At 69.5% G+C, this 22,537-nt stretch carries 18 protein-coding genes; 11 read left to right on the forward strand and 7 right to left on the reverse strand.

Annotated elements, in window-relative coordinates; all coding sequences use genetic code 11:
- Nucleotides 1-17: 17 nt before the first annotated feature.
- The 4 genes from ABH925_RS06730 to ABH925_RS06745 are packed head-to-tail and all read left to right on the forward strand — an operon-like array spanning nucleotide 18 to nucleotide 3,638.
- Nucleotides 18-1,436 (forward strand): hypothetical protein, encoded by a 1,419-nt coding sequence (locus ABH925_RS06730; RefSeq protein ID WP_370146096.1) that lies wholly within the window; start codon nucleotides 18-20, stop codon nucleotides 1,434-1,436.
- Nucleotides 1,437-1,454: 18 nt separating this feature from the next.
- Nucleotides 1,455-2,183 (forward strand): hypothetical protein, encoded by a 729-nt coding sequence (locus tag ABH925_RS06735; RefSeq protein ID WP_370146097.1) that lies wholly within the window; start codon nucleotides 1,455-1,457, stop codon nucleotides 2,181-2,183.
- Nucleotides 2,180-2,887 carry a hypothetical protein gene (locus ABH925_RS06740; protein ID WP_370146098.1) on the forward strand — a complete coding sequence of 236 codons (708 nt, stop codon included), beginning with the start codon at nucleotides 2,180-2,182 and terminating at the stop codon, nucleotides 2,885-2,887. The genes ABH925_RS06735 and ABH925_RS06740 overlap by 4 nt, the downstream gene beginning before the upstream one ends.
- Nucleotides 2,888-2,933: 46 nt before the next feature.
- Nucleotides 2,934-3,638, forward strand: a complete 705-nt coding sequence (locus ABH925_RS06745; RefSeq protein WP_370146099.1) for a response regulator transcription factor — start codon at nucleotides 2,934-2,936, stop codon at nucleotides 3,636-3,638.
- Here ABH925_RS06745 and ABH925_RS06750 read toward each other — a convergent pair.
- The 4 genes from ABH925_RS06750 to ABH925_RS06765 form a co-directional block, all read right to left on the reverse strand.
- On the reverse strand, nucleotides 3,562-6,465 hold the full coding sequence (locus ABH925_RS06750; RefSeq protein WP_370146101.1) for a BTAD domain-containing putative transcriptional regulator: 2,904 nt from the start codon (nucleotides 6,463-6,465) through the stop codon (nucleotides 3,562-3,564). The two genes, ABH925_RS06745 and ABH925_RS06750, sit on opposite strands and share 77 nt — an antisense overlap.
- Before the next feature lie 457 nt (nucleotides 6,466-6,922).
- Nucleotides 6,923-7,075 (reverse strand): hypothetical protein, encoded by a 153-nt coding sequence (locus ABH925_RS06755; RefSeq protein WP_370146102.1) that lies wholly within the window; start codon nucleotides 7,073-7,075, stop codon nucleotides 6,923-6,925.
- Between the two features lie 83 nt (nucleotides 7,076-7,158).
- Nucleotides 7,159-7,971, reverse strand: coding sequence for a helix-turn-helix domain-containing protein (locus ABH925_RS06760; protein ID WP_370146103.1), 813 nt, complete (start codon nucleotides 7,969-7,971; stop codon nucleotides 7,159-7,161).
- Nucleotides 7,972-8,224: 253 nt separating this feature from the next.
- Nucleotides 8,225-9,313: a helix-turn-helix domain-containing protein gene (locus ABH925_RS06765; protein WP_370146104.1), complete on the reverse strand. Its 1,089-nt coding sequence runs from the start codon at nucleotides 9,311-9,313 to the stop codon at nucleotides 8,225-8,227.
- A gap of 1,074 nt (nucleotides 9,314-10,387) precedes the next feature.
- On the opposite strand from ABH925_RS06765, the gene ABH925_RS06770 reads away from it, so the two are divergent.
- The gene (locus tag ABH925_RS06770; protein ID WP_370146105.1) at nucleotides 10,388-10,897 is read left to right on the forward strand and encodes a hypothetical protein; all 510 of its coding nucleotides are present in this window, start codon (nucleotides 10,388-10,390) and stop codon (nucleotides 10,895-10,897) included.
- 113 nt (nucleotides 10,898-11,010) lie between these two features.
- On the opposite strand, the gene ABH925_RS06775 is transcribed toward ABH925_RS06770, so the two are convergent.
- Nucleotides 11,011-11,784, reverse strand: coding sequence for a DUF4232 domain-containing protein (locus ABH925_RS06775; protein ID WP_370146106.1), 774 nt, complete (start codon nucleotides 11,782-11,784; stop codon nucleotides 11,011-11,013).
- Nucleotides 11,785-11,954: 170 nt separating this feature from the next.
- Here ABH925_RS06775 and ABH925_RS06780 point away from each other — a divergent pair, with 170 nt between their 5' ends.
- The 6 genes from ABH925_RS06780 (at nucleotide 11,955) to ABH925_RS06805 (ending at nucleotide 15,918) form a co-directional block, all read left to right on the forward strand.
- Complete coding sequence (locus ABH925_RS06780) at nucleotides 11,955-13,289, forward strand: helix-turn-helix domain-containing protein (RefSeq protein WP_370146107.1); 1,335 nt, start codon at nucleotides 11,955-11,957, stop codon at nucleotides 13,287-13,289.
- A gap of 99 nt (nucleotides 13,290-13,388) precedes the next feature.
- On the forward strand, nucleotides 13,389-13,862 hold the full coding sequence (locus tag ABH925_RS06785) for a nucleoside deaminase (protein WP_370146108.1): 474 nt from the start codon (nucleotides 13,389-13,391) through the stop codon (nucleotides 13,860-13,862).
- Between the two features lie 80 nt (nucleotides 13,863-13,942).
- Nucleotides 13,943-14,791: a type 1 glutamine amidotransferase domain-containing protein gene (locus tag ABH925_RS06790; RefSeq protein WP_370146367.1), complete on the forward strand. Its 849-nt coding sequence runs from the start codon at nucleotides 13,943-13,945 to the stop codon at nucleotides 14,789-14,791.
- Nucleotides 14,788-14,952, forward strand: coding sequence for a hypothetical protein (locus ABH925_RS06795; RefSeq protein ID WP_370146109.1), 165 nt, complete (start codon nucleotides 14,788-14,790; stop codon nucleotides 14,950-14,952). The genes ABH925_RS06790 and ABH925_RS06795 overlap by 4 nt, the downstream gene beginning before the upstream one ends.
- Nucleotides 14,953-15,002: 50 nt before the next feature.
- Nucleotides 15,003-15,335 (forward strand): hypothetical protein, encoded by a 333-nt coding sequence (locus ABH925_RS06800; protein WP_370146110.1) that lies wholly within the window; start codon nucleotides 15,003-15,005, stop codon nucleotides 15,333-15,335.
- Nucleotides 15,336-15,381: 46 nt separating this feature from the next.
- Entirely contained in the window at nucleotides 15,382-15,918 is a 537-nt protein-coding gene (locus ABH925_RS06805; RefSeq protein WP_370146111.1) for a hypothetical protein, read from the forward strand.
- A gap of 471 nt (nucleotides 15,919-16,389) precedes the next feature.
- Here ABH925_RS06805 and ABH925_RS06810 read toward each other — a convergent pair whose 3' ends face one another.
- Nucleotides 16,390-17,247 (reverse strand): hypothetical protein, encoded by an 858-nt coding sequence (locus ABH925_RS06810; RefSeq protein ID WP_370146114.1) that lies wholly within the window; start codon nucleotides 17,245-17,247, stop codon nucleotides 16,390-16,392.
- Nucleotides 17,248-17,489: 242 nt separating this feature from the next.
- The gene (locus ABH925_RS06815) at nucleotides 17,490-22,286 is read right to left on the reverse strand and encodes a LamG-like jellyroll fold domain-containing protein (RefSeq protein ID WP_370146115.1); all 4,797 of its coding nucleotides are present in this window, start codon (nucleotides 22,284-22,286) and stop codon (nucleotides 17,490-17,492) included.
- Between the last annotated feature and the right edge of the window lie 251 nt (nucleotides 22,287-22,537).

Here is a 22,537-nt window from a genome sequence, read left to right on the forward strand (position 1 = left end):
GCGTCGAGGAGAACCGGATGACAATCAGGAATCTAGGCGACTGGTCGCCGTTGGGTCTGGACTCGGACCCCGTCCACGCCGACCCCGACGTGATCGCCGCGTCGCAGAAGCGCTACCAGCACATCGCCACCACCATCGACGACGCGACCGCCAAGCTGCAGATGATCGTCGACACCAACAGCGACAGCCTCGCCGGCCAGTACGTCGGAGCACTGAAGTCCACCGTGGGGTCCCTCAAGGACCGCCTCAGCAAGGCCGCCGTGCGCTACCACGATGTCGCCGACGGGATCGGCACGTACGAGCCGGAACTGGAGCGCGGGCTCAGCGAGACCGCCGGTGCGCTGACGGACGCCGAAGCCGCCAGCACCGCCCAGACCAAGGCGAAGAGCATGCCGGACCCGCAGAAGAGCTCCGACGGCAGCATCACCCCCGCGGAACAGCAGAAGGGCACCGACAAGACCAAGGCCACCACCAACGCGGACTCGGACATGTCCGCGGCGAAGAACCGGCTCAACTCCGCGCTGGACGCGCTCAACGTGGCCGGCAAGCGCTTCGGCGACTCGGTCAACAACAAACGGTACGACGACGGTCTGACGGACACCTTCAAGGACAAGCTCGACGCCGTCATGGCGAAGATCAGCCAGGTCTTCGCCATCATCGGCATGATCCTGGGCGTCCTCGCGATCCTGATCCCAGGCGTGGACGTCCTGGTCCTGGCCGGAGTGGTCGCCGGGGCCATCACCCTGGTCGCCAACATCGTGCTCTACAAGGACGGCAAGGGCAGCCTCGCCGACGTCATCATGGGCGCCGTCGGGCTCGGCCTGGCGGGCCTGGGCGCGATCGCCTCGGTCATCGGCAAGGGGCTGGGAAGCGCCGCCAAGACCCTCGGGACCCTCGCCGGCCGGCCGCGCCCGGTGACGGTGAACCCCCCGCAACTCCACTGGGGTCCGGGCGCCCCCGTCGAACTCACCCAGCTGGGACCGGCGGCGGGCGCCGGGGCGAGGGGCGGACCGAACGTCGTCTCCGCGGTCCAGACCCTCCCGGCCGACTTCGTCATCCCGCAGAACGCGGCGACCGGGTGGACCAACATGTCGGACTGGTTCAACAATCCGGCCACCAACTGGCTGCTGGGCAAGGGCGGCGCGGTCACCCCCGAGATCGGCTTCTGGCAGTCGGCGGGAATGCAGTTCGGGAAGGCCGGTGAGATGTGGGCGACGTTGTTCAGCAATCCGCTGAAGTTCGCGGGGGACTGGGCCGGCGTCATCGGCGGCCTGAGCGGCTTCCGCGACCTCTCGGCCGTCATGGCGGCGATCGGCGGCAAGATCAATCCGCTCTGGTTCGCCTGGGGCGGCCTGAACGGGGCGTTCGGCATGGGCGGGCTGATCTACACCGGCGGGCGGCTGGTCGGCTGGATCCCTTCGGTCAACCCCACCTAGTCATCCATGGAGAAGACGATGAGCGACGAACTGCCGGCGCCGACCCAGCTGCCGTGGCGCTGGGAGTGGGTGCCGAAGGTCCGACCGGACGACGAGGAGTACGAGGCCTGGACCGAGCACATGGTGGCCCTGTTCGAGGACTGGACGTCCGAGGGCCTGGCCGCGGCGCGCCTGGCCTGGCCCAAGGAGGCGGGGATCGAGTTCCCGTTCTCCTCCGACATGGTGGGGCGGGGTGCCGCCCAGTGGCTGCTCGACCGTGCGGGGCAACTGCCCGCGTGGTCCCGGGTGGCCTGGGGTGCGGCGTTCGTGGAGGGCAGCGCCCGCTGGGCGCCGGTCCCGGTCGTCGTGGAGTTCCGCCGGCCCCGGGCCGAGGATCCGAACTACCTCATGGAGATCGTGGGCGCCACCGGCATCGACAGTGACGCCCGGCCACCGGTGGTCGACTATGTGACGACCCCGATCGGCGACGGGGTGCAGGTCTTCGCCCTGGGGCGGACCCCGGAGGGCGCGGCGTTCGGACGCCTCGACTCGGCCATGCGTCTCGACGTGCCGCCGAGAGACGGCGCGCCGAGCGTCAGCACCGACGTGCTGCTGACCACGCGGGTCTTCGAGATGGGACTGATGGCCCTGATCAGTGCGGGAGTGGAGCAGTTGATGCAGCAGATAGCCAACGACTGTGCTCCCCCCTCCGACTCGGGCCCCGCCCGGCTCGGCTTCGTCGCGGCCACCGAGGGAGGACAACCGTGATCGACTTCGAACTCGTGGTCCCGGACGGCTGGGTGCAGATTCCCACCACCCATGACACCACCACGCTGCGCCGCAGGGTCATCGAGGACGTGATCCGCCATCACCTGCCCGAGTCGCTGCCGCGGGACAAGGTGGGTCCGTGGCGCCGGATGCTGCGCAAGGAACTCATCGAGGCGACCGACGAGGCCGCACGGCAGAGCGCCCGCTCGGTGCTGCTGCCGCTGCAGGAGTTCAGCGGCATCCGGTTGCCCGGGTCGATGCTGGTGACCGTCCTCGAAAGCGAGGACGAGACCGAGGACCCCGAACAGCTGCTGGCCTCCCTCCTCGCCGACGCGGGGGCCGACGGGACCTATCTGGAGATCGGCGGATCTCCGGCGGTGCGGGTGGCCTCGGTCGTGGACAGCGGCCGGATCGGGCGCAAGGCACCGTCACGGCGGGTCTCGTACTACGTGTCCAACCCGGACGCGGCCGGGGTGTGGGGACTGCTGACCTTCACCATCCTGACCGACGGCGATGTCGACGCCGAGCCGGTCCAGGCTGTCGTCCTGCTGTTCGACATGATCGTGGCAACGCTGCGCTGGGCGGACCGCGTCGACGTCCCCACCGAGGCCGAGGTGCTGGCCCAGTGGGACGCGCTGGCGGCCGTGGGCTCGACGGCCGGTACGGGGCAGGGCGCCGCCGTGGACCCGGCGAACGCCGTCTGAACCGGGCCTGAAGAATATGTGAAGCCGGCTCCGCCATGCTCGGAGCATGACACTCGTCCCCATGTCCAGGACGATCGGCGCCGGCTCCGGCCGGGTGCGGATCGCCATCACCAGCCCGGACATCCTGGCCCAGATCCGGCAGGTGTTCGCCAGTAAGAACCTGGACGTGGAGATCGTCCGCATGCCCTACGTCGAGGTCACCGTCAGGCCGGCGGCCGCGACCTCCGCGGACCGGTCCGCGGAGGGGACGGTGCCGCTCCGGCTGGTCGGCCCCGCCTCCCGGGTGGGCGCCCCGGCCTCCCGTCGTCTGTGCGCGGAGTACCGGCTGAGCGTGGTCGACGCCGGTGACCGGCCGAGGGCCGAGCATCCGGTCCCGGCCGGTCTGCCGCACCCGGCTCCGGTGCCGGACCCCGACGTCCCCGCGCACGGTCCGGTGGTCACCCTGTCGCAGCGTCAGCACGAGGTGATGGCCCTGGTGTCACGCGGCGTGCGCAACACCGAGATCGCCGCCCGGCTGCAGGTCAGCGAGAAGACCGTGAAGAACCACATCAATCGGATCTTCAGGACGCTGGGCGCAGGCAGCCGGGTCGAGGCGGTGCTGATCTGGCAACGTCAGCAGCGGGACGGTGCCCCCCGACGCGACGCCATTCAGCACGGCGCCACCCGGCACGGCGCTACCCGGCACGGAGCACTGAATCCTCCGCCGGCACTGGCCAGAGCGGGGCATCCAGAGCCCGGAGGAACTCCCTGACCTCGGTGACCTCCTCGGCGCCCAGATCCCTCAACCGCAGCAGCGCCCGGGTCGCCAGGTCACGGGCCGGCGGCCCGGCCGAGTCCGCCCCGTGCACCTTGGCGAGCCCGAACAGGGCCAGGGCCTCGTGGTAGTGGTCGCCGCTGGATTCGCTCAGTGACAGCGCGTCCCGGAAGTACCGCAGTGCCGTCCCGGCGCGGCCGAGCCCGAACTCCGCCACGCCCAGGTTGATCAGGAGATTGGCTTCGAGCAGCACGTTCCGGCAGCCCCGGGCCCCGGTGAGGCCGGGTCTCCCGTACCGCAGCGCCTCGTCGAACTCGCCCAGCTCGGTGTGCAGTTCACAGAGCACGTCCAGGCATCCCGCCTGGTAGTACGCCATCCCGCTGCGGCGGGCCAGGTCCAGGGCTTCTCTGGCGGAGGGCAGAGCGGCCGCGTAGTCCTTGGCCTTCCGGAGCGTGGACGCCAGATTGCCGAGAAGGCCGGCGCGCAGCGCGTCGTCGCCGGGATCATCGAGCAGCCGCAGGCCGCGGTGAAGGCGGTCCACCGCGGCGCCGGTGTCCCCCGTCCGGGAGTAGGCGATGCTGAGATGACTGAGCAGGACCGCCTGGGCCCGCCGGTCCCCGATCAGTTCGGCGCTGCGCAGCCCGATCCGCAGCATCTCGACCCAGTCCCGGGCCTGCCCGGCCGCGTAGAAGTAATCGAAGAGCAGGTAGGTCAACTTCCAGGCCTGATCGTGGCAGCCGATCCGCTGTGCGGTGCGCACCAGCGGTGCGATGGTGTCCCACTCCTGTGCGCACCAGGCCACGAGCTCGCTCTGATCGTGGAAGCGCAGCGGCTCGTGCGGTGTCCCGGCGTCGCGGGTGAAGGGGAGCTCGGCCGTGGTCGGTCCGTCCTCCGGCGTCAGGGTGCGCACATACCATCCGAGCACCCGCTGGAGTGCGTACGGAGATGACGCGGCCGTCTCGCCGTCGCGGGCCACCTCCTCGGCGAAGATGCGGGTCAGGTCATGCATGCGGTAGCCGCCGGCGGTCATCTCCACCAGGTGCTGGGCGGCCAGGCTCCGCAGCGCGGCGGCCGCCGCCGCAAGCGGGACGTCCAGCAGTGCGGCAGCGGCCTCCGTACGGATGCCGACCCCCGGGAACTGCCCCAGGGCGCGGAAGGCATGGGCCGCTGGTGTGTCGAGCCTGGAATAGGAGCAGGAAAGCACTCCACGCAGCGAATACAGTTCGTCGTCCGGGATCTGCAGCCCGTCGAGCCGATGCCGCTCGTCCTGCAGGTCGGCGACCAGGTCGGCGATCCGCGACGGGGACCCCGCGGGCACCTGCTCCGAGGCGATCCGCAGCGCCAGCGGCAGGTGGTCGCAGAGCTCGGCGAGGCGCCGCGCCGCCGGCAGCTCGGTACCGACCTGGGCGGTTCCGATCGAGGAGGCGAGCAGGTCCAGCGACTCGGCGGCGGTGAGCGGGGACAGGGTCACCCGGCGGGCCGAGTACCGCACGGCGAGGGCACTGAGCCGGTTGCGGCTGGTCACGACCACGAAGGAGGAACCGCCGCCCGGCAACAGGTCCTCGACCCGGTCAGCGGACTCGGCGTTGTCCAGCACGATGAGCAGGCGCTTGTCGCGCACGATGCTGCGCCAGAGTGAGACCCGCTGCTCGTGTTCCGCCGGGATCGTCCCCACGCTCATGGAGCCGAGCAGGTGGTGCAGGGCGTCCACGGGGGAGCGCGCCGGGCGCCTGGGGTCGAAGCCACGAAGGTTCAGATACAGCTGGCCGTCGGGGTAGGCGTCGGCCAGCAGGTGCGCGCAGTGCACGGCCAGCGCGGTCTTGCCGACTCCGCCCACCCCGACGATCATCATGATCTGCGGGGATGCGGGCCCGCCGCCGGCGCTGCCGGCCGATCCGGTACGCGCCGCGTCCAGGATCTGCTGGACCGAGGCACCGCGACCGACGAAGTCACCCACACCCCAGGGCAGTTGCGCTGGCCGGACCGGCGCGGTGGCCGTTGCCCGGTTCGAGGACTGGTTCGAGGGCTGGTTTGAAGGCCGGTTCGACGGCCGGAGCGGTGCGGTGCGCGTCCTCGCGTTCTCCGCCAGGATCGATGAGTTCAGGGCCTGCACCTCGGCCGACGGGTCGATCCCGAGATCTTCGGCGAGCAGCCTCCGCAGGTCCTGGAACTGCGCGAGCGCATCGGCGGTCCGGCCGCTCCGGCGGAGTGCTGTCATCAGCAACGCGCGCAGCCGCTCGTCGTAGGGGTTCGCCGGTACATGAGCCCTCAACTCGTCGGCAACCCGGTCCGGTTGACTGAGCTCCAGGAGCAGCTCGGCGCGCTCCGTCAGCAGCCGGATCCGGAGATCCGCCGCCCACGCACGGTGCTGGACGACGAACGGTCCCGGCAGGCCGCCGAGTACGGAGCCAGGGCGCCAGCAGGCCAGTGCCTCGTCGAAGGCGGTCACCGCGGAGGCGGGGTCCTGCCGGGCCCGACAGGCCCGAGCCTGTGCCGCCAGCCGCTCGACCACTCCGACATCGACCCGCTCCGGGTCGAGCCTGAGTGCGTAGCCCGCCCCGGAGCTGATCAGCGGCTCCCCCAGACCGACCAGGGCTCGGCGCAGGCCGGACAGGTAGGTGTGGACGCTACCGGCCGCGGTGGCCGGCGGGGAGGAGCCCCAGAGGTGGTCGATCAGATCGTCGCGCGCAACGATGCTGTTGGTACTCAGCGCGAGAACGGCGAACGCCGCGCGTTGCTTCGGAGGGCCGACGGCAAGCTCCCGCCCTCCGGCAAACACGCGGAGTGGTCCGAGGGTCTCGATCCTCAGACGACCGTTCTCCATGCGCGTCCGTCCTCTCCAGGAAGCAGTGCTCCGAGCGGCGTCGGCGAAGGACCCGGTGCTGCTTCTCCTCCGCGCACATCGCGGTAACGTCCCGGATCGTCACTGGTCGTAAGGGTCCTGTCGATGGCTCAGTGGTCGGCTCCGGACATCGCTCCGCCCGTTCGGGCATCCGAAGCCCGAGTCTGCCCGTGAGAGATTTATACCGGCGCCAGGGTGCCCACGGAGCCCTCCGTCAGCTGCCGAAACAAGCCCGGTATTTGCCCGTTTCGCCAGGGCCGGAACCGCAGTTCACCACCCGTAGATCGTCTTCGTGGACGGTATCCGGATGCCCGAATGGCCTCCTGCCACGCCCGTTTCGCCCGCGCGACACGGATCCACGCGCCTCCACGGAGCGCCGGCTGCTGGCCCGCGTACCGGCCGAGGGCCCGGCCACCGGACCTGGCCCCGGCCGGTGGCGTCACCACTTGTGAGTGAAGATCTCCCAGCCCAGCCGGAGGAGCTCGACTGCGGTGCTGCCGATCCTGATCCGGTTGGCGCGGCGCTCGGCCCGCTCCTGAGGGGTGATCGGCTGCGGCTTCTCTTCGGTGACGGGGTCCTGGGGGTCCTTCATGGAGCGCTCCTGCTGGTTGCTGCGGATGGGATCCGGCTCGGGGAGGCCGGGCCGGCCTCGGCCTGGCTGTCGCTGCGCACGCGTCACGTGTGCGGCGGGAGCGGTCTGTCCCCGGGGCTCGCCGGGTCGTGGGCAGAGGGCGGCTCGTGCGGCGTGGGCACGACGTCGGCCTGCAGGGTCTGGCTGGGGAAGAGCTGCTGCTGGGGCTGGGCGGCCTCGCGCTTGACGGCCTGCCAGAATGGTTCCAGCCGACGGATGTTGCCCCCGCACGCTTCGTAGATCTTCTCGGCCACCGGCCAACTCGGTATGGACCGGCCGGCCAGAACCGCTTCGATGTGGGCGGGGTCGATCCGCGTGTCGCCGTCCAGCTCCGCGACCGTCTTCCCGGCCACCTGCCGTTGCCGGTCCAGTTTCTCGACCAGGCGCCCCCATGCTCCCCCGGGCAGCGCGGTGGTGGGGTTGTCGGGTGCGGACGCAGTCTCGTGGGTGTCGGTGCCCCAGCGCCGCTGCGCCTTGGCCGCGCTTATCCCGTATCCCTGGCCGATGGTGGCCCACGAGGTGCCGCGGTCGCGCAGTTGCTGGACCAGGACGGTGTCCAGGTCGTCCAGGTTCTGATGCAGCGCGGCGATCTTCCGCAGCAGCGTTTTGGCGCCGTCCACGGGCCGGGGGTGGTCGATGAAGGACTGGACCTGCCGGCTGAGGTCCAGGTGCTGCTGGACGATCGCCTTGGCCTCCTCGTCGTAGAGGTCGGGGCGCGCCTCGCTCTTGCGGCGGGCCCGGCGTATCGAAGCCGCCCGGTACTGGCACCGCTTGGCGCAGTAGTCGGGTTTGCGGCCCCGCTTCTGGTGGCTGAACTGTCTCCCGCAGAAGCTGCAGAAGAGTGTGGTCTTCTTCATGGCGGCGTTCAGTTCCTGTGCGGACCACAGGCCAGGAGCGGAGGCCGGCGATCCCGGGTCGGGGTGGGAGGAACAGGAGGAGGCCCTTGCCCGCGGCTTGCTGCGGTGGGGCCGCGCGCCTGTGGGAGTCAGGTGGCCCTGGTCCAGGGCGATCCATGCTGACCGGGCATCACATTCGTTACTGCCGAGGGCAGTGAACGGACCCGATGCGCCGGGGGGCCGTTGGGCCGACGCCCGATCCAGTGACGACGCGTCATGATTGCTCCCCGGTGCAGGGGGACGGGAGGCCCGCAGGCACATGGTCGGCACCGAAGGGCGCACGGGTGCCCTGCCACAGGAAGCGCACGTCCTCGGGCCGTCCTCGCAGCGCCTGCACGACGTGCTCCACCACCGGCCAGTCGGGGACGCGTTCACCGGCCAGGAAGGCTGCGACCTCGTCGGCGTCGGCGTCCGGTGCCGAGGCGGAGCACAGAGTGGCCGGGGAAGGGCAGGAGGCCGCCAGGTACAGGCCGTTGACGGAGGCGTAGAGCTCGCTTGCGGCCGCCCGCCGGCTCAGCAGGCGCGGCCGGACACCGCGAGCGGCCTCCCACAGCGGGCGCAGGTGGTCCGGGTCCCCGTCGCAGGCCACGCAGACCTTCTCGGTCAGTGCCCAGGTCGGCAGCCGCGTACCCGACAGCAGCCGCGAGACGTACGACGGCGAGACACCGCTGTCAGCGGCGATGTCGCGTACCGTCTTGCCGCAGCTGCGCTGCAGGTGGGCCAGCGCGCTGCGCAGCTGCTCGCGTGGTTCGGCGGGGGAGTGGTGTACCTGGGCGGGGGTCAGTTGTGCGCCGGCCGGGGGGAGCTGCGGTGCATGGGCGGGCCGGGGCGCGCGCTGGGCCCGCCGGGCCAGCATCCGTACTGTGCGCTCGGGGGAGAAGGCCTTGCGGGCGGTGTTGGCGCTCATCTCCAGGTCCCGGGCGACCAGGTCCCAGGTCAGGCCGTTGTTTCGGGCCTGACGCACCATGACCAGGACCAGGTCGTCCAGGTCTGTCCGGAGCTTGGCGATCTCCTGGAGGGCGGCGCTGTGTTCCTGGGCGGACCTGTTGGCCCAGGTACTGGTGGTGCCCTCGTGGAGCCGGTGGAATCGGTTGGTGATGTCCGTGATCAATCGGCTGATCATGTAGTCGTGACGGTAGTCGGCGAACAGTCCGCTGCGGATCTTCGTCGGGGCGGGTTTCTGCCTGGTGCGCCGGGCGGCTGCTTTGCAGTCCGCCGCGCAGAACTGGCGCGGTCGGCCACGCGGATTCGTGCGTTCGAATGCCTTCCCGCAGTACGCGCAGTTCGCGGAGGCCACGGTCATATCGCCGCGTCCCTGGTGCGTCGAGCCGACGGGGACGACTTTCGGTCCGTGGCCGCCCAAGCTTTGCACCCACCGGCAGACGAAATCCGGTGACGGCTGGTCATATGGCGCCCGGGTACCCCCTGCTGCCGCCGGGAGCTGAACGGCCTGCCCGATGGGGCCGGATGGGCGGACCCCGCCGAGGCAGGCCCGTAGCCTGCGCGGCTCGCCCTGCCCGCAGCCCCGAGGTGGTCCGCCGCCGGCGCTGTGCCGCCCCGGCCGACGGGCCGGCGCGGCGTCACCCGTAGTGACGGTTTCCGTACGATGCCGCGGGTGGACACCGTGACCGCCGTGTCAACCGAACGTGAGTGGGCGGTGACTCTCGGCATATGGATGCTACGGTCGTCCTTGCTGAGGCTCACCGGTGTCCACGGGCACCGACGGCAGACAGCCTGATCAGGAGGCATAGTCCGTCCTTGGTCTTTGATGAGCGGGCGCCCCGGCGTACAGGTTTCGACGGCCTGCCGGGGCCCCGTTGTTTCCCGGACTTTAGCGCCGCGCAGGCGTCGGCGAGGTCCGTACGCTGCGTAACACCGGAACCTGCTGAACTTGGTCGCGGAAATGAATTCGACGTACCGGAAGCGTGACCGGAACCCGCTGGGCGTACGGCAGTTGTGGCTCGTCGACGGGGCGAGGTCCTCAACGCGTCGGGGAATCTCGAGGAAACTCCACCCGGGCCCCGGCCCACCCGAGTAACTATCGGGCGTCAGTTGCCAGCGTTTTAGCACTCCGTGTTCGTTCGTGTCCCTTTACGGCGCTTGAAGCGACGGGATGACAGCGCCGGGCATCCCTGGGCGTTGCGGACGTCGTGTGGCCGTCCAACTGCACCCATCAGGGCACCAGCGCCACGTGCACGGTGAAGGTCCAGCCGATCGACAACAACTCGAGTGCCGCGGTTGCCATTGGGTTGAAGGTCGACCCCAGGGCGCAGAACGGTGCGCACGGAAGTCTGAACTTCCAGGCCACCGCGCCGGGCTAGGGCACGACGACGCGCTCGTCGACCGCAGCGGCGGAGAGAGCATCGGCGGCGTCACCGTGACCATGCCCGACGGGACGACCGTGACCAAGCTGCCCGGCAACTGCATCCCCGACACCATGGACGGCACAACCCGTCCCGGCGTCTACGACTGCGGCATCCCGTACTGGGAGGCGCCGGGTGCTCAGCACCTGTTCACCTTCTCGGTACGCATCGACAAGAAGATCGCGAACGACCGGGGCACGGTGGCCCTGACCAACGAGGGCAGTGTCATCAACCGGCTCGGCCTCGCCGACCAGCGGCACTGGCACGCGCGCGAAGACCGGCGGCGGCAGCAGCGCGCTGCCCATCGCCGGCGGTGGTGCGGCGGCCTTGGCGTTGGGCGCCGGCGCCGTCCTCATCGCCCGCCGTCGCAGGTCCAGCAGCCACAGCTCCGCTCGAGTCTCTCCCCCGGGCAGCGAGCGCGCCCCCTGTCGGCCGCTCTCACACGAGCCTGTGAATGCATGAGACGGTCCTGTCCGATCGCATGCATCGGACAGGACCGTCGCGTTCGTCCATGGCGCTATTGACGTCGTGGTGCACCTGCATTGCAGGAGCCGGAATGCCTCTACCCGCGGGCGCCGAAACAGGCCACACCCCGGCACGCCCGAGCCATCTGAAACCGCAGCTCAGCGGGCACCGATCAGGACTGGGTGTCCGCGGACTGCATCGAGCCGACGGCGTCCGCGACGTTGCCGCTGTAGAGGCCCAGCTTCGGCTTCAGCACCAGCGCGCCGTCGCCGAGGGGGAAGTTCAGCGTGGCCGCGTTCGGCATGTGGTCCCCGTCGGACAGGACGTTCAGCTCGTCGACGCCGGCGACGGTGCCGGTGGTCGCGCCGCTCGGGTCGAGGTCGATGACCGCGTAGGCCGTCTGTCCGGCGTAGACCGGGTAGGCGGGCGCGCCGCCGAGCCCGCTCGGGATGAGCGGCTTGACGGCCTGGCTGCCGTTCGCGGCGTGCGCGTTGTCCAGGAAGACCAGCGGGAAGTAGCTGAGGCCGCAGGAGAGCGCCCCGGTGTTGCGGACCGCGATCACCCGCTGGGACGGCGCAGCGGAGCGGCGGGTGACATGCACCGACAACTGCTGCGGCGAGCAGGGGTGCTTGTAGGCGTAGCTGTCGCTGGTCGCGTTGCCACCAGAACCGTTGCCGCCGGTCCCGTTGCCGCCCGAACCGGTGCCGCCGGTTCCGCCGCCGTGGCTCGGGGCGGACGCGGACGGAGCGGAGATCGGCGCGGCGCCGGTCGCGCCGGTCGCGCCGGTCGCGCCGGACGCACCGGACGTGGGGCTCGACGGAGCGGAGGACAGCGAGGAGCCCGCCGCCGTTCCGGTCGTGCCCGGCTGGCAGGCGGTGAGCGCCAGGGCGCCGAGGGCGAGGACGACGGCGGACGAGAGGGCGGACTTGAGGGACTTCGCGTTCATGGTGGTCGGCCTTTCGCTGTGATCGACTGCGGATGCCGCAACCGTGGCCCACGTCCCGTCCCGGATGCCACAGTCTCGTGACAGTTGGGGACGCTGGAACGTTCCTGCCGCTCTGAGCTGCGAAGATGGCTCTGCCTGGAACGCCGGTCCGGGACGAGGGGGAGAGTGGAATGGTCACGCACATCGAGGTTTTCGCGGCGCTGCTGCGCGAACTGAAGGAGCGTTCGGGTCGCAGCTACGGCCAGCTCGCCTCCCGACTGCATGTCAGCACCTCCACCCTGCATCGCTACTGCAACGGCGCGGCGGTCCCCACCGAGTACGCCCCCGTCGAGCGCCTGGCCCGGCTGTGCGGCGCGACGCCGGACGAACTCGTGACGCTGCACCGGCGCTGGCTCCTGGCCGACGCCGAGCGCCGCACGCCGGACCGCACGGCCGAAGCCGTGACCACGCCGGTGGCCGGAGCGGCAGTCGAGGCGGCGGCTGAGGACGCGGCGAAAGCCGAGCCGCAGGCCGATCCCGCTGCCCCGGCCGAGATCGGGGACGTCCGGGAACTCCCGCCCACCTCGATGGCCCCACGCCCGGGACGGCCGCGGCGGGCCGCGCTCGTCCTCGGGGCGGTAGCCGCGATCGCCGCCGTCGCCACGCTGCCGCTGGCGCTGCGCGGCGGGGGCGGCACTCAGGACGTCGGCGCCTCCTCCCCTGCCCCGGGCCGCAGCGCTCCCGGCGCCGTCGGGACGGCCACGCCGTCGCTCCCGGTCACGTCCCCCTCGGCCTCGCCCTCCGGCTCCTCGATCGCCACCCCGTCCGGCACTCCGTCCGGCACCGCGTCCTCTGCCGCGTCGACGACCCCGGGCGGCGTCGACGCCGACAGCGCACCGCCGCCGGTCCAGGTCAACGTGCTCGCTGACAACTGGGACACGCAGTGCGGGCAGTGGTTCCTGATGGCGCAGCAGCCCGGCAAGGTCCCCCACCCTCCGCAGTCGCTGGAGCAGACGGGCGCGTGGGCCTCGGCGCTCGGCGGGATTCCGGCCGGGCATCTGCGGTTGCAACTGACCGCGCAGGGGCTGACCGGCCAGTCGGTCGTGCTGCACGCCCTGTACGTCCACGTCGTCAGCAGCAAGCCGGCGCCGAAGGGCATCGCCTACACCCCCGGCTCCGGCTGCGGCGGCGGACTCGACCCGGCGTCGTTCGCGGTGGACCTCGACGCGACCGTGCCCCGCACCACCCCGAACGCGGGGTACGTGGGCAGCGGCGAGACGGCCACGCTGTCCAACTTCCCCTACGAGGTCTCCACCACCGACCCGCAGGTCCTCGACGTGGACGCGAGCACCGTCGGCCAGGATGTCAGCTGGTACCTGGAGCTGGTCTGGAGCAGCGGCAGCCGCCAAGGCAAGCTCCTGGTGGACGACCACGGTCGGCCGTTCCGCACCGTCGGCCTCCAGGGCGACCCTGGATACTTCTACGACGGCACGGCCTGGTCCCACACCTCCCCGCAGGACTATTAGTAGGACGTAGCACATGCCCGGCGAACGACGTGGATGGCCTGACGGCCCTTGCAACGCACGAGTCGTGCGAGGCTGGGGTTCAACACCGAGGAGCACGTCATGAACGATCAGGACCGCGCCCACCTGCTCGCGGCCATCGAGCTCGCGGCCCGCGCACGCAAACACGGCAACCATCCGTTCGGCGCGCTGCTGACCGACTCGACGGGGAGTGTCCTGCTCACGGCAGAGAACACCGTGGTGACGGACCGCGATGCCACCGGTCATGCGGAGACCAATCTGGTGCGCCTGGCCTCACGCACGCTGACGTCAAGTCAGCTCGCCGAGGCCACGCTGTACACCAGTACCGAGCCGTGCGCGATGTGCTCTGGCGCGATCTACTGGAGCGGCATCCGGCGAATGGTCTACGCGCTCGCGGCGACTGAGCTGAACCTCCTGGCAGCAGTCGACCCCGGGGAGCCGCTGCTCGATCTGCCGTGCCGCCAGGTCTTCGCGGCCGGCGGCAATACCGTGGAGGTGTCGGGGCCGTACCTCCACGATGAAGCTGCCGCAGTGCACGCTGGGTACTGGGGGTAGCCGACTCCTTGGAGGAGCGGGCCCACGCCTCCCTACTACTAAGCTCCCGTGCATTGAAGGAGGTGGTCCGTTTGGCGACCGTGCTGATGCCGATTCCGGCCCAGGACTTCGACCCGTCCGAGGTGGCGGTCGGCTGGCAGGTGCTCACTCTCTCCGGACACCGGGTCGTCTTCGCGACTCCCGAAGGCGAGCTCGCCACCGGTGACGAAGTGATGCTGACGGGTCGAGGCCTCGACCCGTGGGGCCGTGTTCCTGGTTTGCGTCGTGTGTTGGGGGTCGGCCGGTTGTTGCGGGCTGATGCCCGCGCCCGCACCGCATACACGCAGATGCTCCGTGCGGAGGAGTTCCGCCACCCGGTCGCCTGGGACGAGGCCTCGCTCGCCGACGTCGACGGCCTCTACCTGCCCGGCGGGCACCGCGCCCGGGGCATGCGCCGTTACCTGGAGAGCGAGACACTTCAGGCCCTGGTCGTCGAGGCCTTCCGCCGGGGCCTGCCGGTCGCCGCGATCTGCCACGGGGTGCTGCTTGCCGCCCGCAGCATCGACCCGGAGACCGGCCGGTCGGTCCTGTACGGCCGCCGCACCACGGCACTGACCTGGCGTCAGGAGAACCTCGCCTGGCAGATCGCCCGCCGTACCCGCTACTGGGACCGTGACTACTACCGGACCTATCTGGAGCAACCGGGCCGGCCCAAGGGATACATGTCCGTCCAGCAGGAGGTCACCCGCAACCTGGCCCGCCCCGAGGACTTCCTGGATGTCGCGCCCGGCTCGCCCGGAGCCTTCCGCAAGACGTCCGGCCTGCGCGACACCCCGGCCGACGAGCGCCCGGCCTTCGTCGTCGAGGACGCCGACTACCTGTCCGCCCGCTGGCCAGGCGACGTGCACACCCTCGCTCACCGCTTCGCCGCGAAACTGACGCAGAAGTGATCCGGATCCGGATCGGCACGAACGATCGGGCCGAGGGCCAGCCGCCGCAGCTTGCGTTCGCCGAGGACAACGACACGACCTTCTGCAAGTTGCGCAGGACCGGTGTTCAGGGGCCGAATCACCGTCTGGAGACCGTCTGGGACCGCCGCGACTCGTTGTGACGGAGTCTGGTGGGCAGGCGTTGAGGTGTGTCCCGGCCTAGCGTGGATGCATGGCGACCTTCGAGGTGCACGCGAGGAACGGAGTGGATCTCCACTCCCTCCGGAGCTGGTTTGAGCGGGATTCTGCGCTGGTGGGCGCACGGGTGACGAAGCGGCCTGTGATCGAGGAGCGTGGCGGGGGCGACGTCGCGATGTGGCTCGAGGTCACCTTCTCCGGCGCTTCGCTCGATCTAGCGTTGATCACCAGCGTGTGGACGTGGGCCCGCGCGCAGCCGGTCCCCACGCATATCCGCATACAGCGGGGAGACGCCTTGATCGACATCACGGCGAACCTGACCCCGGACGCGATCGAGCGGCTCGTGGACCGATTCCTGGCGGACTGAGGCCCCAAAGTTGAACATGTTCAAAAGTGGGAGCATGATGGTGTCCATGACTGAAGGGGAGCGGCTTCGCCGCGCGAGGGTCTGGATCGTGCTGTTCATGGTCGGCCTGGTGCTCGCCGGTATCACGGCCTTTCCGCTGATGACCGAGTCGGGCTGGCTGGTGTGGTGGGCTACGGACCGGCAGTCGCCGTTGGCCGGGCTGGCCGGTCACCTGCCGTCGGCCGTGGCCTGGATACAGCACGTGCATCAGGGCCTCAAGGCCACCTCGGCTGCGTACCCGTTCCTGGCCTACGGGACCGACTGGCTTGCCTTCGCCCATCTGACCATCGCCGTCGCGTTCGTCGGACCGCTGCGCGATCCGGTCCGCAATATCTGGGTGCTGGACTTCGGGCTCGTCGCCTGTGCTGGCATCATCCCGCTCGCACTGGTCTGCGGGCCACTTCGCGGTCTGCCCCTGTGGTGGCTGCCGATCGACATGTCCTTCGGCGTCCTCGGCGCGATCCCGCTGTGGCTGGCACGGAGTCATATCAAGGCCGTGGAGCGCGAGTCGGCAGGAGGGAAACCCGTCGCCCGAGCGCTCTGAGCGCGGTCGTCTGTCCCACCTGCGCGACCTGTCGCCCGACTCAGCTGGCCTGCGCACTCTATGAGTCGATCAGCGAGGGAAGGCGCTGACGCCCGGTGGCGGTGATCGACTCAGAGCCGTGTCCGAACCGGGCGACAGCATCGCACGGTCTTCGATCCCCGTGATCGCAGATCTCTTCTTCACGGCTTGCTCGACCTGCTGCAGCATCGGCGGCAAAGTTTTCGGAGGCGTCCCCGGGTTCGATGGCGTCGGCCCGGAAAGCGAGCGCGTCTTGGCCGCAAGGCTCTTTGGGTAGCGGGTTAAGGGTGTCTCCAGGCACATTTTCTGAAGTCGACCTATTTGGTGACGAAGAGGTCGAGGCGGCTCATCGAGCCGGTCTACCGGGATGCGAGCCCCTCGGCCGTGATCTAGTTTCTGCGAGACCGGCGCCGGAGGGTGCCGCGTTCACTGCCTGCTGCCTCTTTCTGTATCTCAGAATCCGGTTTCGCGGTGCGCCAAGTAGAGGGCGCCGATGGAGGCGCAGCTCTGCTTGGGGGATCCGGCGGGTACCAGTGCTGCCATGTGCTGCATGATGGTGAGGTTCGTTTGGTCGTTGATGTTGTTGCTCTGAAGTTCGCCGAGGATGGCGTGGACTTCGTTGGCGAGTGGTGTGCCTTGCTCGGTGCAGTCGTGGGAGAGTGTCGCGAAGGCGGTGTCGTAGGCGGGTGCATCCCCGGGATGGCCAGCGGCCATGTCTGCGGCGCGAAGCTGCTGGGCTGGGGGCCCGTCCCCGGTGAGTGTGGGGACGAACGGAATGGTGGGTGACGCCACCGGACTTGTGGTGGCGGAGGGGGATGGCTGTGCCCCGCTGTCGGTGGTCTTGGTTGGGTTGCTCGCTGCTTGTTCGTCCTGCTGCAGCCTCGATGGCAGGCCTTCGGACGTGTCCCCGACCTCGCTGGCCTCGACTTCGATGTTTCCCGCGTCCTTGTCGCAATACAACTTGGTCAGCGGGTCGAGGGGCGTCTTGAGGCAGTTCGTCTGAAGGTAGGCCCACTTGGTGACCATGAGGTCGAGGGCGTCCATCGAGCTGGTATACCGGGAGGCGAGCCCTTCGGCCGTGATCTCGTTCCGCAGTTCTGATGCGTCGGCCATGATCCTTCCGATATACGCGATGCAATCGGCGGACTCAGGGTTCGGGCCGCAGCCGACTGCGGGTGAGGTGTTCAGCACGGCCTGGAGTTTGGCGTCCCAGGTGGCAGACAGTGGTCCAGTTGGCTTGCTGCCGGCAGCAGCTGAGCACCCGGCCAGGAGGACTGCGCTCAGGACCGCGATGACTGGGGTGTACTTCACTTCGACTCCGTTGTTGATCACGAGACGGTACAGGTCGGCCAGCGCTGTGGGCGGCCCGCGCGGCGGGGCTGGCGACGGCTGGTGTGGCTGTGGGGTCGGGCCCACACCGGTGCTGCGGGCCCATCTCGCCCGCGCGGGGTTCGGCTGCGCCCTGCCCGTGTGCCGCACAGCTACGGCCCAGGGCAGGGACGGCGGCCCGGGGTATGGTCCCGGGCCGCCGCTTTGGTGTTGGGGGTGGTGGGTTAGAACAGGCTGGTTGCTTGGGTGGTGGGGAGGGCGTAGGGGTAGGTGTGGAGGTCGCCGATGTCGCCGGTGAAGGGGTTGCTGATGGCGGTGGGGGTGTTGGTGGAGGCGGCGAGGGTCAGGGGCATGGTGGGGTCGTATTGGGGTGTGGTGTTGGTGGCGGTTCCGGCGAGTTGTCCGTTGACGTAGAGGGTCATGGTTGCGGTGGGTGCGTCGTAGGTGGCGACCAGGTGGTCCCAGTTGCCGTCGTCGCCGTAGGTGGGGCTGTTGTCCGGGTTGGTGGCGGTGTTGAGGATGATGGGGCCGGCGGTGGTGTCGTTGCTGGAGGCCATCTGGAAGAACCAGGGTGTTCCGGGTCCGTGGCTGCCGATGCAGAAGCTCTGGTTCTGGCTGGTGCCCTGGCAGGCGATGTCGTTGAGGGCGCTGGTGGTGCTGGCGCTGGTGTCATCGGCCCACAGGGAGATGCTGAAGCTGCCCTGGGTGTTGACGGCGGGTGTGCTGCTGGTCAGGAATGCGGTGGTGCCGTTGAACATGGCTGAGCTGGTGCTGTTGTTGGCGGGGGGACCGGTGGTGTCGAAGGTGGTGTTGGCTCCGGGGTCGTTGAGGGTGTTGGTGCTGTTCTGGTCGGTGGCTGGGAGGCTGGGGCCGGTCAGGGCCCAGGTGTCGGCGTCCGGGCCGGGGGTTGGCGGGTTGGTTACGCCTTGGTTTTGCTGCCAGGCGGCGGTGGTGTCGCTGCCGACGATGCCCAGGGCGGTGTTCGCGCTGGCGGGCAGTGTGGCTGTGGGTCCGTATGCCTTGTCGTAGATGCGGACGTCGGCGATGGAGCCGTTGAACGCGCCGTAGGGGGCGGGTGTTGCGGTGGCCAGGCTGATGGCGCCGATGGTGAGGTGGCCGTTGGGTTCGAAGGACGGGGTGTTGTTGACGGCGGTGGCGACCAGGGTGCCGTTGACGTACAGGGCCATAGTGCCGTCGACGTCGTAGACGCCGACCAGGTGGGTCCATGCGCCGGCCACTGCGGCGTTGGCCGTGTCCAGGGCTGCGGGGTAGCTGGTGGAGGCGGTGTCCGTGGTGGTCGATACGAAGGCCCAGGTGTTGCCTGAGGCGTTGTAGCCCAGGTAGAACGCCTGGTGGTTGTTGGTGCCCTGGCCCACGGCCCATTCGTCGACGGTGTTGGCTTTCGCGAGTTTCACCCAGGCGGACACGGTGTAGCTCTGGGTGGTGTTCAGGGCCGCGGTGCCGGTGTAGGCGTAGCCTGTGGAGCCGTCGAAGGCCATGTCGGCTCCGCTGGAGCTGGTGTCAGCGGCCTTCAGGTCTGTGTCGTTGGTCTGCCAGCTGGTTCCGGTGCTGCTCAGCGTTGCGGGTGTGGGGTTGGTGGTGATGCTGTCGGTGGCGTTGGTGGGGTTGGGAGTGATGGTTCCGCCGTCGAGCTTCCACTGGTGTGTGGCGGCGATGTCGGGTCCTTGGTTGTCGATGGCGGTCCCGGGGTTCTCGATGCCGAAATACTCGCTGACCTGGCCCTGTGTGTTGGTGATGTAGAGGTCGGGTTTGCCGTCGGGGGTGTTTCCGGTGGGGCCGTTCACGTCTCCGGGTGAGGAGATGATCGGGTAGGTGGTGGGGGAGATGGTGGCGCCCAGGGGGGCGCCGGTCTGTGTGCCGGTTGCACTGGTGCCCGGTGCCTGGAGCAGTGGTGGCAGTGAGGTGGTGGGGGCCAGGGGCAGTGTGTAGCTGTAGAGGATTCCGGTGGTGTTGTCGCGGGCCCACAGGCTGGGGATGCCGCCGACGGTGCCGGGGGTGATCAGTGTGGTGTGGGACCAGTCGCCGGATCCCAGGAGCAGGGCGGAGGCCAGTCCGCCGCCGCTGGTGGCGCGGTAGAGCCACAGGCGGCCGTTCTCGACGGTGATCAGGTCGGCGTAGTTGCCGTAGACGGCGCCGGGGGCGACCATCTGGGTCACTCCGCCCCAGGACGTGGCGTCGAACCCGGTGCAGCGTGCGGTGTTCGTGCTAGCCGTTTCGCATACCGGGGGTTTGGCGATGGTGTGGAAGACCTTGGTGAAGCCGACTGTGCCGGTGCCGCCGGGGTCGAGATCGTTGTTGTAGGCGTACAACTGCTTGGTCTTGGTCTGGAAGGCGTACAGGTCGTCCCAGCGCTGGCCGGTGAAGCTGCCGCGATGCGCCACGAGGTAGTTGGTCCAGGGGCTGGTGTCGGGGCTCTGGTTGGGTTTGGACAGACTCAGGGGCGTGCTGGTGATCGGGCTGCCGCCGGGGATGATCGTGAGGTCGCCGCTGCTGCTGGTGGAGAGCAGGTCGGGCAGGGCGTCGCCGTTGATGTCACCGGGGGTAACACGTGCGTTCTTGTCCCACGGGGCGTTGAAGGTGTAGCCGGTGGCGTTCGCGGAGGGGTTGCCGGCGGCGTCGACGGCCTTGAACCAGAGGGTGTGCGGCCCCCAGTTGGGGATCGCGACGTTGGTGATGGTGGTGGTGACGCTGCCGTCCGCGTTGGTGGTCAGTGCCCCGGTACTGCTGGTTGAGGCGGTGATGGTGGGGACGGCGTCCATCTGGTAAATGAAGTGGTTGATGCCGCTGGCGATGCAGGTGTGCAGGGTGCAGCCGGCTTGGGAGGGTTGGGGGTCGGTGGCGGTGACGGTGAAGCTGGTGGTCACGCCCGGCCCGGCTGGTGTGGTGCCTGCGGGGCTTCCCAGTGGGGGGAAGGTCGGATTGGGGGCGATGGTGGGGCTGGTGGGTTGCGTGGTGTCGATGGCGAAGTGGCACAGGGTGGTCCAGGGCGACTTGAGGACGTTGTCATCCGCCTGGACGCCCCAGCCGTACCAGTGGCCGTCCTGGACCTGGAAGCCGACCCTCACGCTGGCGTTGTTACCGGAGCCCAACCAGGAGGAGGTCGGGTGCCCCATGTCCAGCGGTTGGCCTGCGCTGTCCTTGGCGTTGGTGTCCCAGACGTCGAAGTCGCCGCGTACGTTGGTGCCGCTGACGCTGGAGCGTACGTTGGCCTGCAGGTAGATGTTGCTGGATCCGCCGCTGACGGAGGTGGCTCCGAGCCATTCGACGCCGTTGTTGCCGCAGTTGTAGGGGTTCGCGGAGTTGTTGGGGTTGGTGGTGGGGTTGCCGTAGATATAGGGGGCGATGTCGTAGGTGACATCCATCGTCGGTGCGGAGGAGAAGCGGGCGAAGTCGTTGTTGCTGGTCGACTGGGTTTCGTTGCCGACCAGGCGGAAGGTCCAGGAACTGGTCTTCCCGGCGAGTTGCTGGACGTCCGCCTTCACGTCGACGGCCAGGCCGTTGCCGCCCGCGCAGTTGGATCCTCCGCCGCTGGTGGCGGGGGCGCTGTGGGCGGCGTAGCCCGAGGACGCAGCGGGGGCGTTGCTGGCTACCGTGCTCGGGGTGATGGCGCCGGTGGTCTGGAAGTACTCGGTGACGGTGCTGTTGCAGGCGGCGGCCATGGGCTCGTCGAAGTGGACCTTTGCAGCCAAGATCACCATGCTGGAGGCCAGGGAGCTGGTGTTCAGCGTGAAGTAGGAGCGTTCGTTGCTCCAGCCGCAGGTACTGTCCCAGTGCATGTAGCCCACGCCCTCACCGCCGTAGGGCTGGCCGGTGTTCCACTGCGGGTAGGTGGAGCAGGATCCGGTGGAGTAGGTCTGGGTGTAGTTGCCGGAGGGGAACGTCGTCAGGGGCGGGTCGACGTAGACGGGCCACTGGGTGGTGGCGGAGGTGAGCAGGCTCTGGTCGGGTGTCAGCGTGACCGCGTTGCTGGAGGTGGCCACGGCGATCGGGGCGACCTGCGCGGCGCTGCCGGGCGCGTCGGTGGAGGAGTTGACGGGGACACCCGCCGGGTCCGAGGCGGCACTGGCGCTTGCCGTGGGCGTGGGCGTGGCAGAGGCTGAGTCCGATGCGGACGTGGTGGCGAGCTTGGAGTTCAGCCTGCTCGCGGTGCCTGCGGAAGCCGCGGTGGTGGGAGGGGCGGTGGTCGATGGTGCCGGGGCGGTGGCCGGGGCGGGGGTGGTGGAGTCCCACATCAGGGGGACCGGGCCGGTGTAGGAGATCGAGCCGTCGGGGGCGGTCGCGGTCAGCCCGGAAGCGTCCTGGTGGAGCGTCAGTCCGACGCTCTGGGTGGAGATCACGAGCTTTTGCAGGTCAGGGTTGGTTGCCGCCTGGGCGGAGTGGACGACCAGGACCTCGCTGAAACCGCCCTGGGGATCGACTTTGGCGACCAGGTCCACTCCGGGCAGGACCGATCCGTATTGGGCGGTGTTGCCGCTGATGGTGGGCGTGGGCAGGGAGAAGGGCAGGGTCAGGGCCAGGGTGTGACCGGCTGGGTCGGTCAGTGAGGCGAAGGTGCCGGTGCCGCCGCCGGACAGCGTGATCGGATTGGTGGTCGCGGCTGGGGCCAGGGTGCCGTCGGACTGCACAGCCAAGGTTGCGTCCAGAGGGACCCAGGTCCCCGCGCGGTTGAGCCGCACCGGTTTCAGGTCGGTGTGCGAGGACAGTGAGCCGTCCGGGTTGGCCACAGTGGTCGACGTGGAGGTGGTCAGCGAGGGGACCGGCACACTGGTGCCCGTGGCCTTCGCCTTGATCAGGGCCAGTTGGGTCGGGGAGCCCTTGGTGGGTGCAGGGCCGTCCGGTCCGGCAACCGGGGTGGCGTCGATGACAGGTCCGTCGGCCGGGATGGGGTCGGCCAGTGCGGGCAGGGCGCTGCCACCGAGCACGAGCGCGGTCAGGGCGGCGACCGTGCCTATGCGCCGTGGGACGCCGCGAGTGCGGCGCAGGGGACTTGGGGTTCTCAACGAGACCTCACGATAGGTAAGAGATATGTGTGACTCTGGTGTCGAAATCATGTGGGGGACATGTCGGGGGGCGTGGGGCTTGTGTCCGTATTCGTCTGCACCTGGACCCGTTCGGGCATGTCCACTACAGGTGCCTTTGCCCCTAGATCGTTACCGAAAGCGCAGGCCAGTACGCCGATGCAGGCTATTGCGCGGATCGGGTACGGATCAATAGCGTGCCTGAGTCCACGTCATGGACGCGCTGTGCCTGG

The organism is Streptacidiphilus sp. EB129 (assembly GCF_041262645.1).
Lineage (GTDB): Bacteria > Actinomycetota > Actinomycetes > Streptomycetales > Streptomycetaceae > Streptacidiphilus.

Excerpts from the sequence above, each read along its gene's own strand:
- ABH925_RS06730 (WP_370146096.1), top strand. The coding sequence starts at position 18 with ATGACAATCAGGAATCTAGGCGACTGGTCGCCGTTGGGTCTGGACTCG.
- ABH925_RS06735 (WP_370146097.1), top strand. The coding sequence starts at position 1,455 with ATGAGCGACGAACTGCCGGCGCCGACCCAGCTGCCGTGGCGCTGGGAG.
- ABH925_RS06745 (WP_370146099.1), top strand. The coding sequence starts at position 2,934 with ATGACACTCGTCCCCATGTCCAGGACGATCGGCGCCGGCTCCGGCCGG.
- ABH925_RS06750 (WP_370146101.1), bottom strand. The coding sequence starts at position 6,465 with ATGGAGAACGGTCGTCTGAGGATCGAGACCCTCGGACCACTCCGCGTG.
- ABH925_RS06755 (WP_370146102.1), bottom strand. The coding sequence starts at position 7,075 with ATGAAGGACCCCCAGGACCCCGTCACCGAAGAGAAGCCGCAGCCGATC.
- ABH925_RS06760 (WP_370146103.1), bottom strand. The coding sequence starts at position 7,971 with ATGAAGAAGACCACACTCTTCTGCAGCTTCTGCGGGAGACAGTTCAGC.
- ABH925_RS06765 (WP_370146104.1), bottom strand. The coding sequence starts at position 9,313 with ATGACCGTGGCCTCCGCGAACTGCGCGTACTGCGGGAAGGCATTCGAA.
- ABH925_RS06775 (WP_370146106.1), bottom strand. The coding sequence starts at position 11,784 with ATGAACGCGAAGTCCCTCAAGTCCGCCCTCTCGTCCGCCGTCGTCCTC.
- ABH925_RS06780 (WP_370146107.1), top strand. The coding sequence starts at position 11,955 with ATGGTCACGCACATCGAGGTTTTCGCGGCGCTGCTGCGCGAACTGAAG.
- ABH925_RS06785 (WP_370146108.1), top strand. The coding sequence starts at position 13,389 with ATGAACGATCAGGACCGCGCCCACCTGCTCGCGGCCATCGAGCTCGCG.
- ABH925_RS06800 (WP_370146110.1), top strand. The coding sequence starts at position 15,003 with ATGGCGACCTTCGAGGTGCACGCGAGGAACGGAGTGGATCTCCACTCC.
- ABH925_RS06805 (WP_370146111.1), top strand. The coding sequence starts at position 15,382 with ATGACTGAAGGGGAGCGGCTTCGCCGCGCGAGGGTCTGGATCGTGCTG.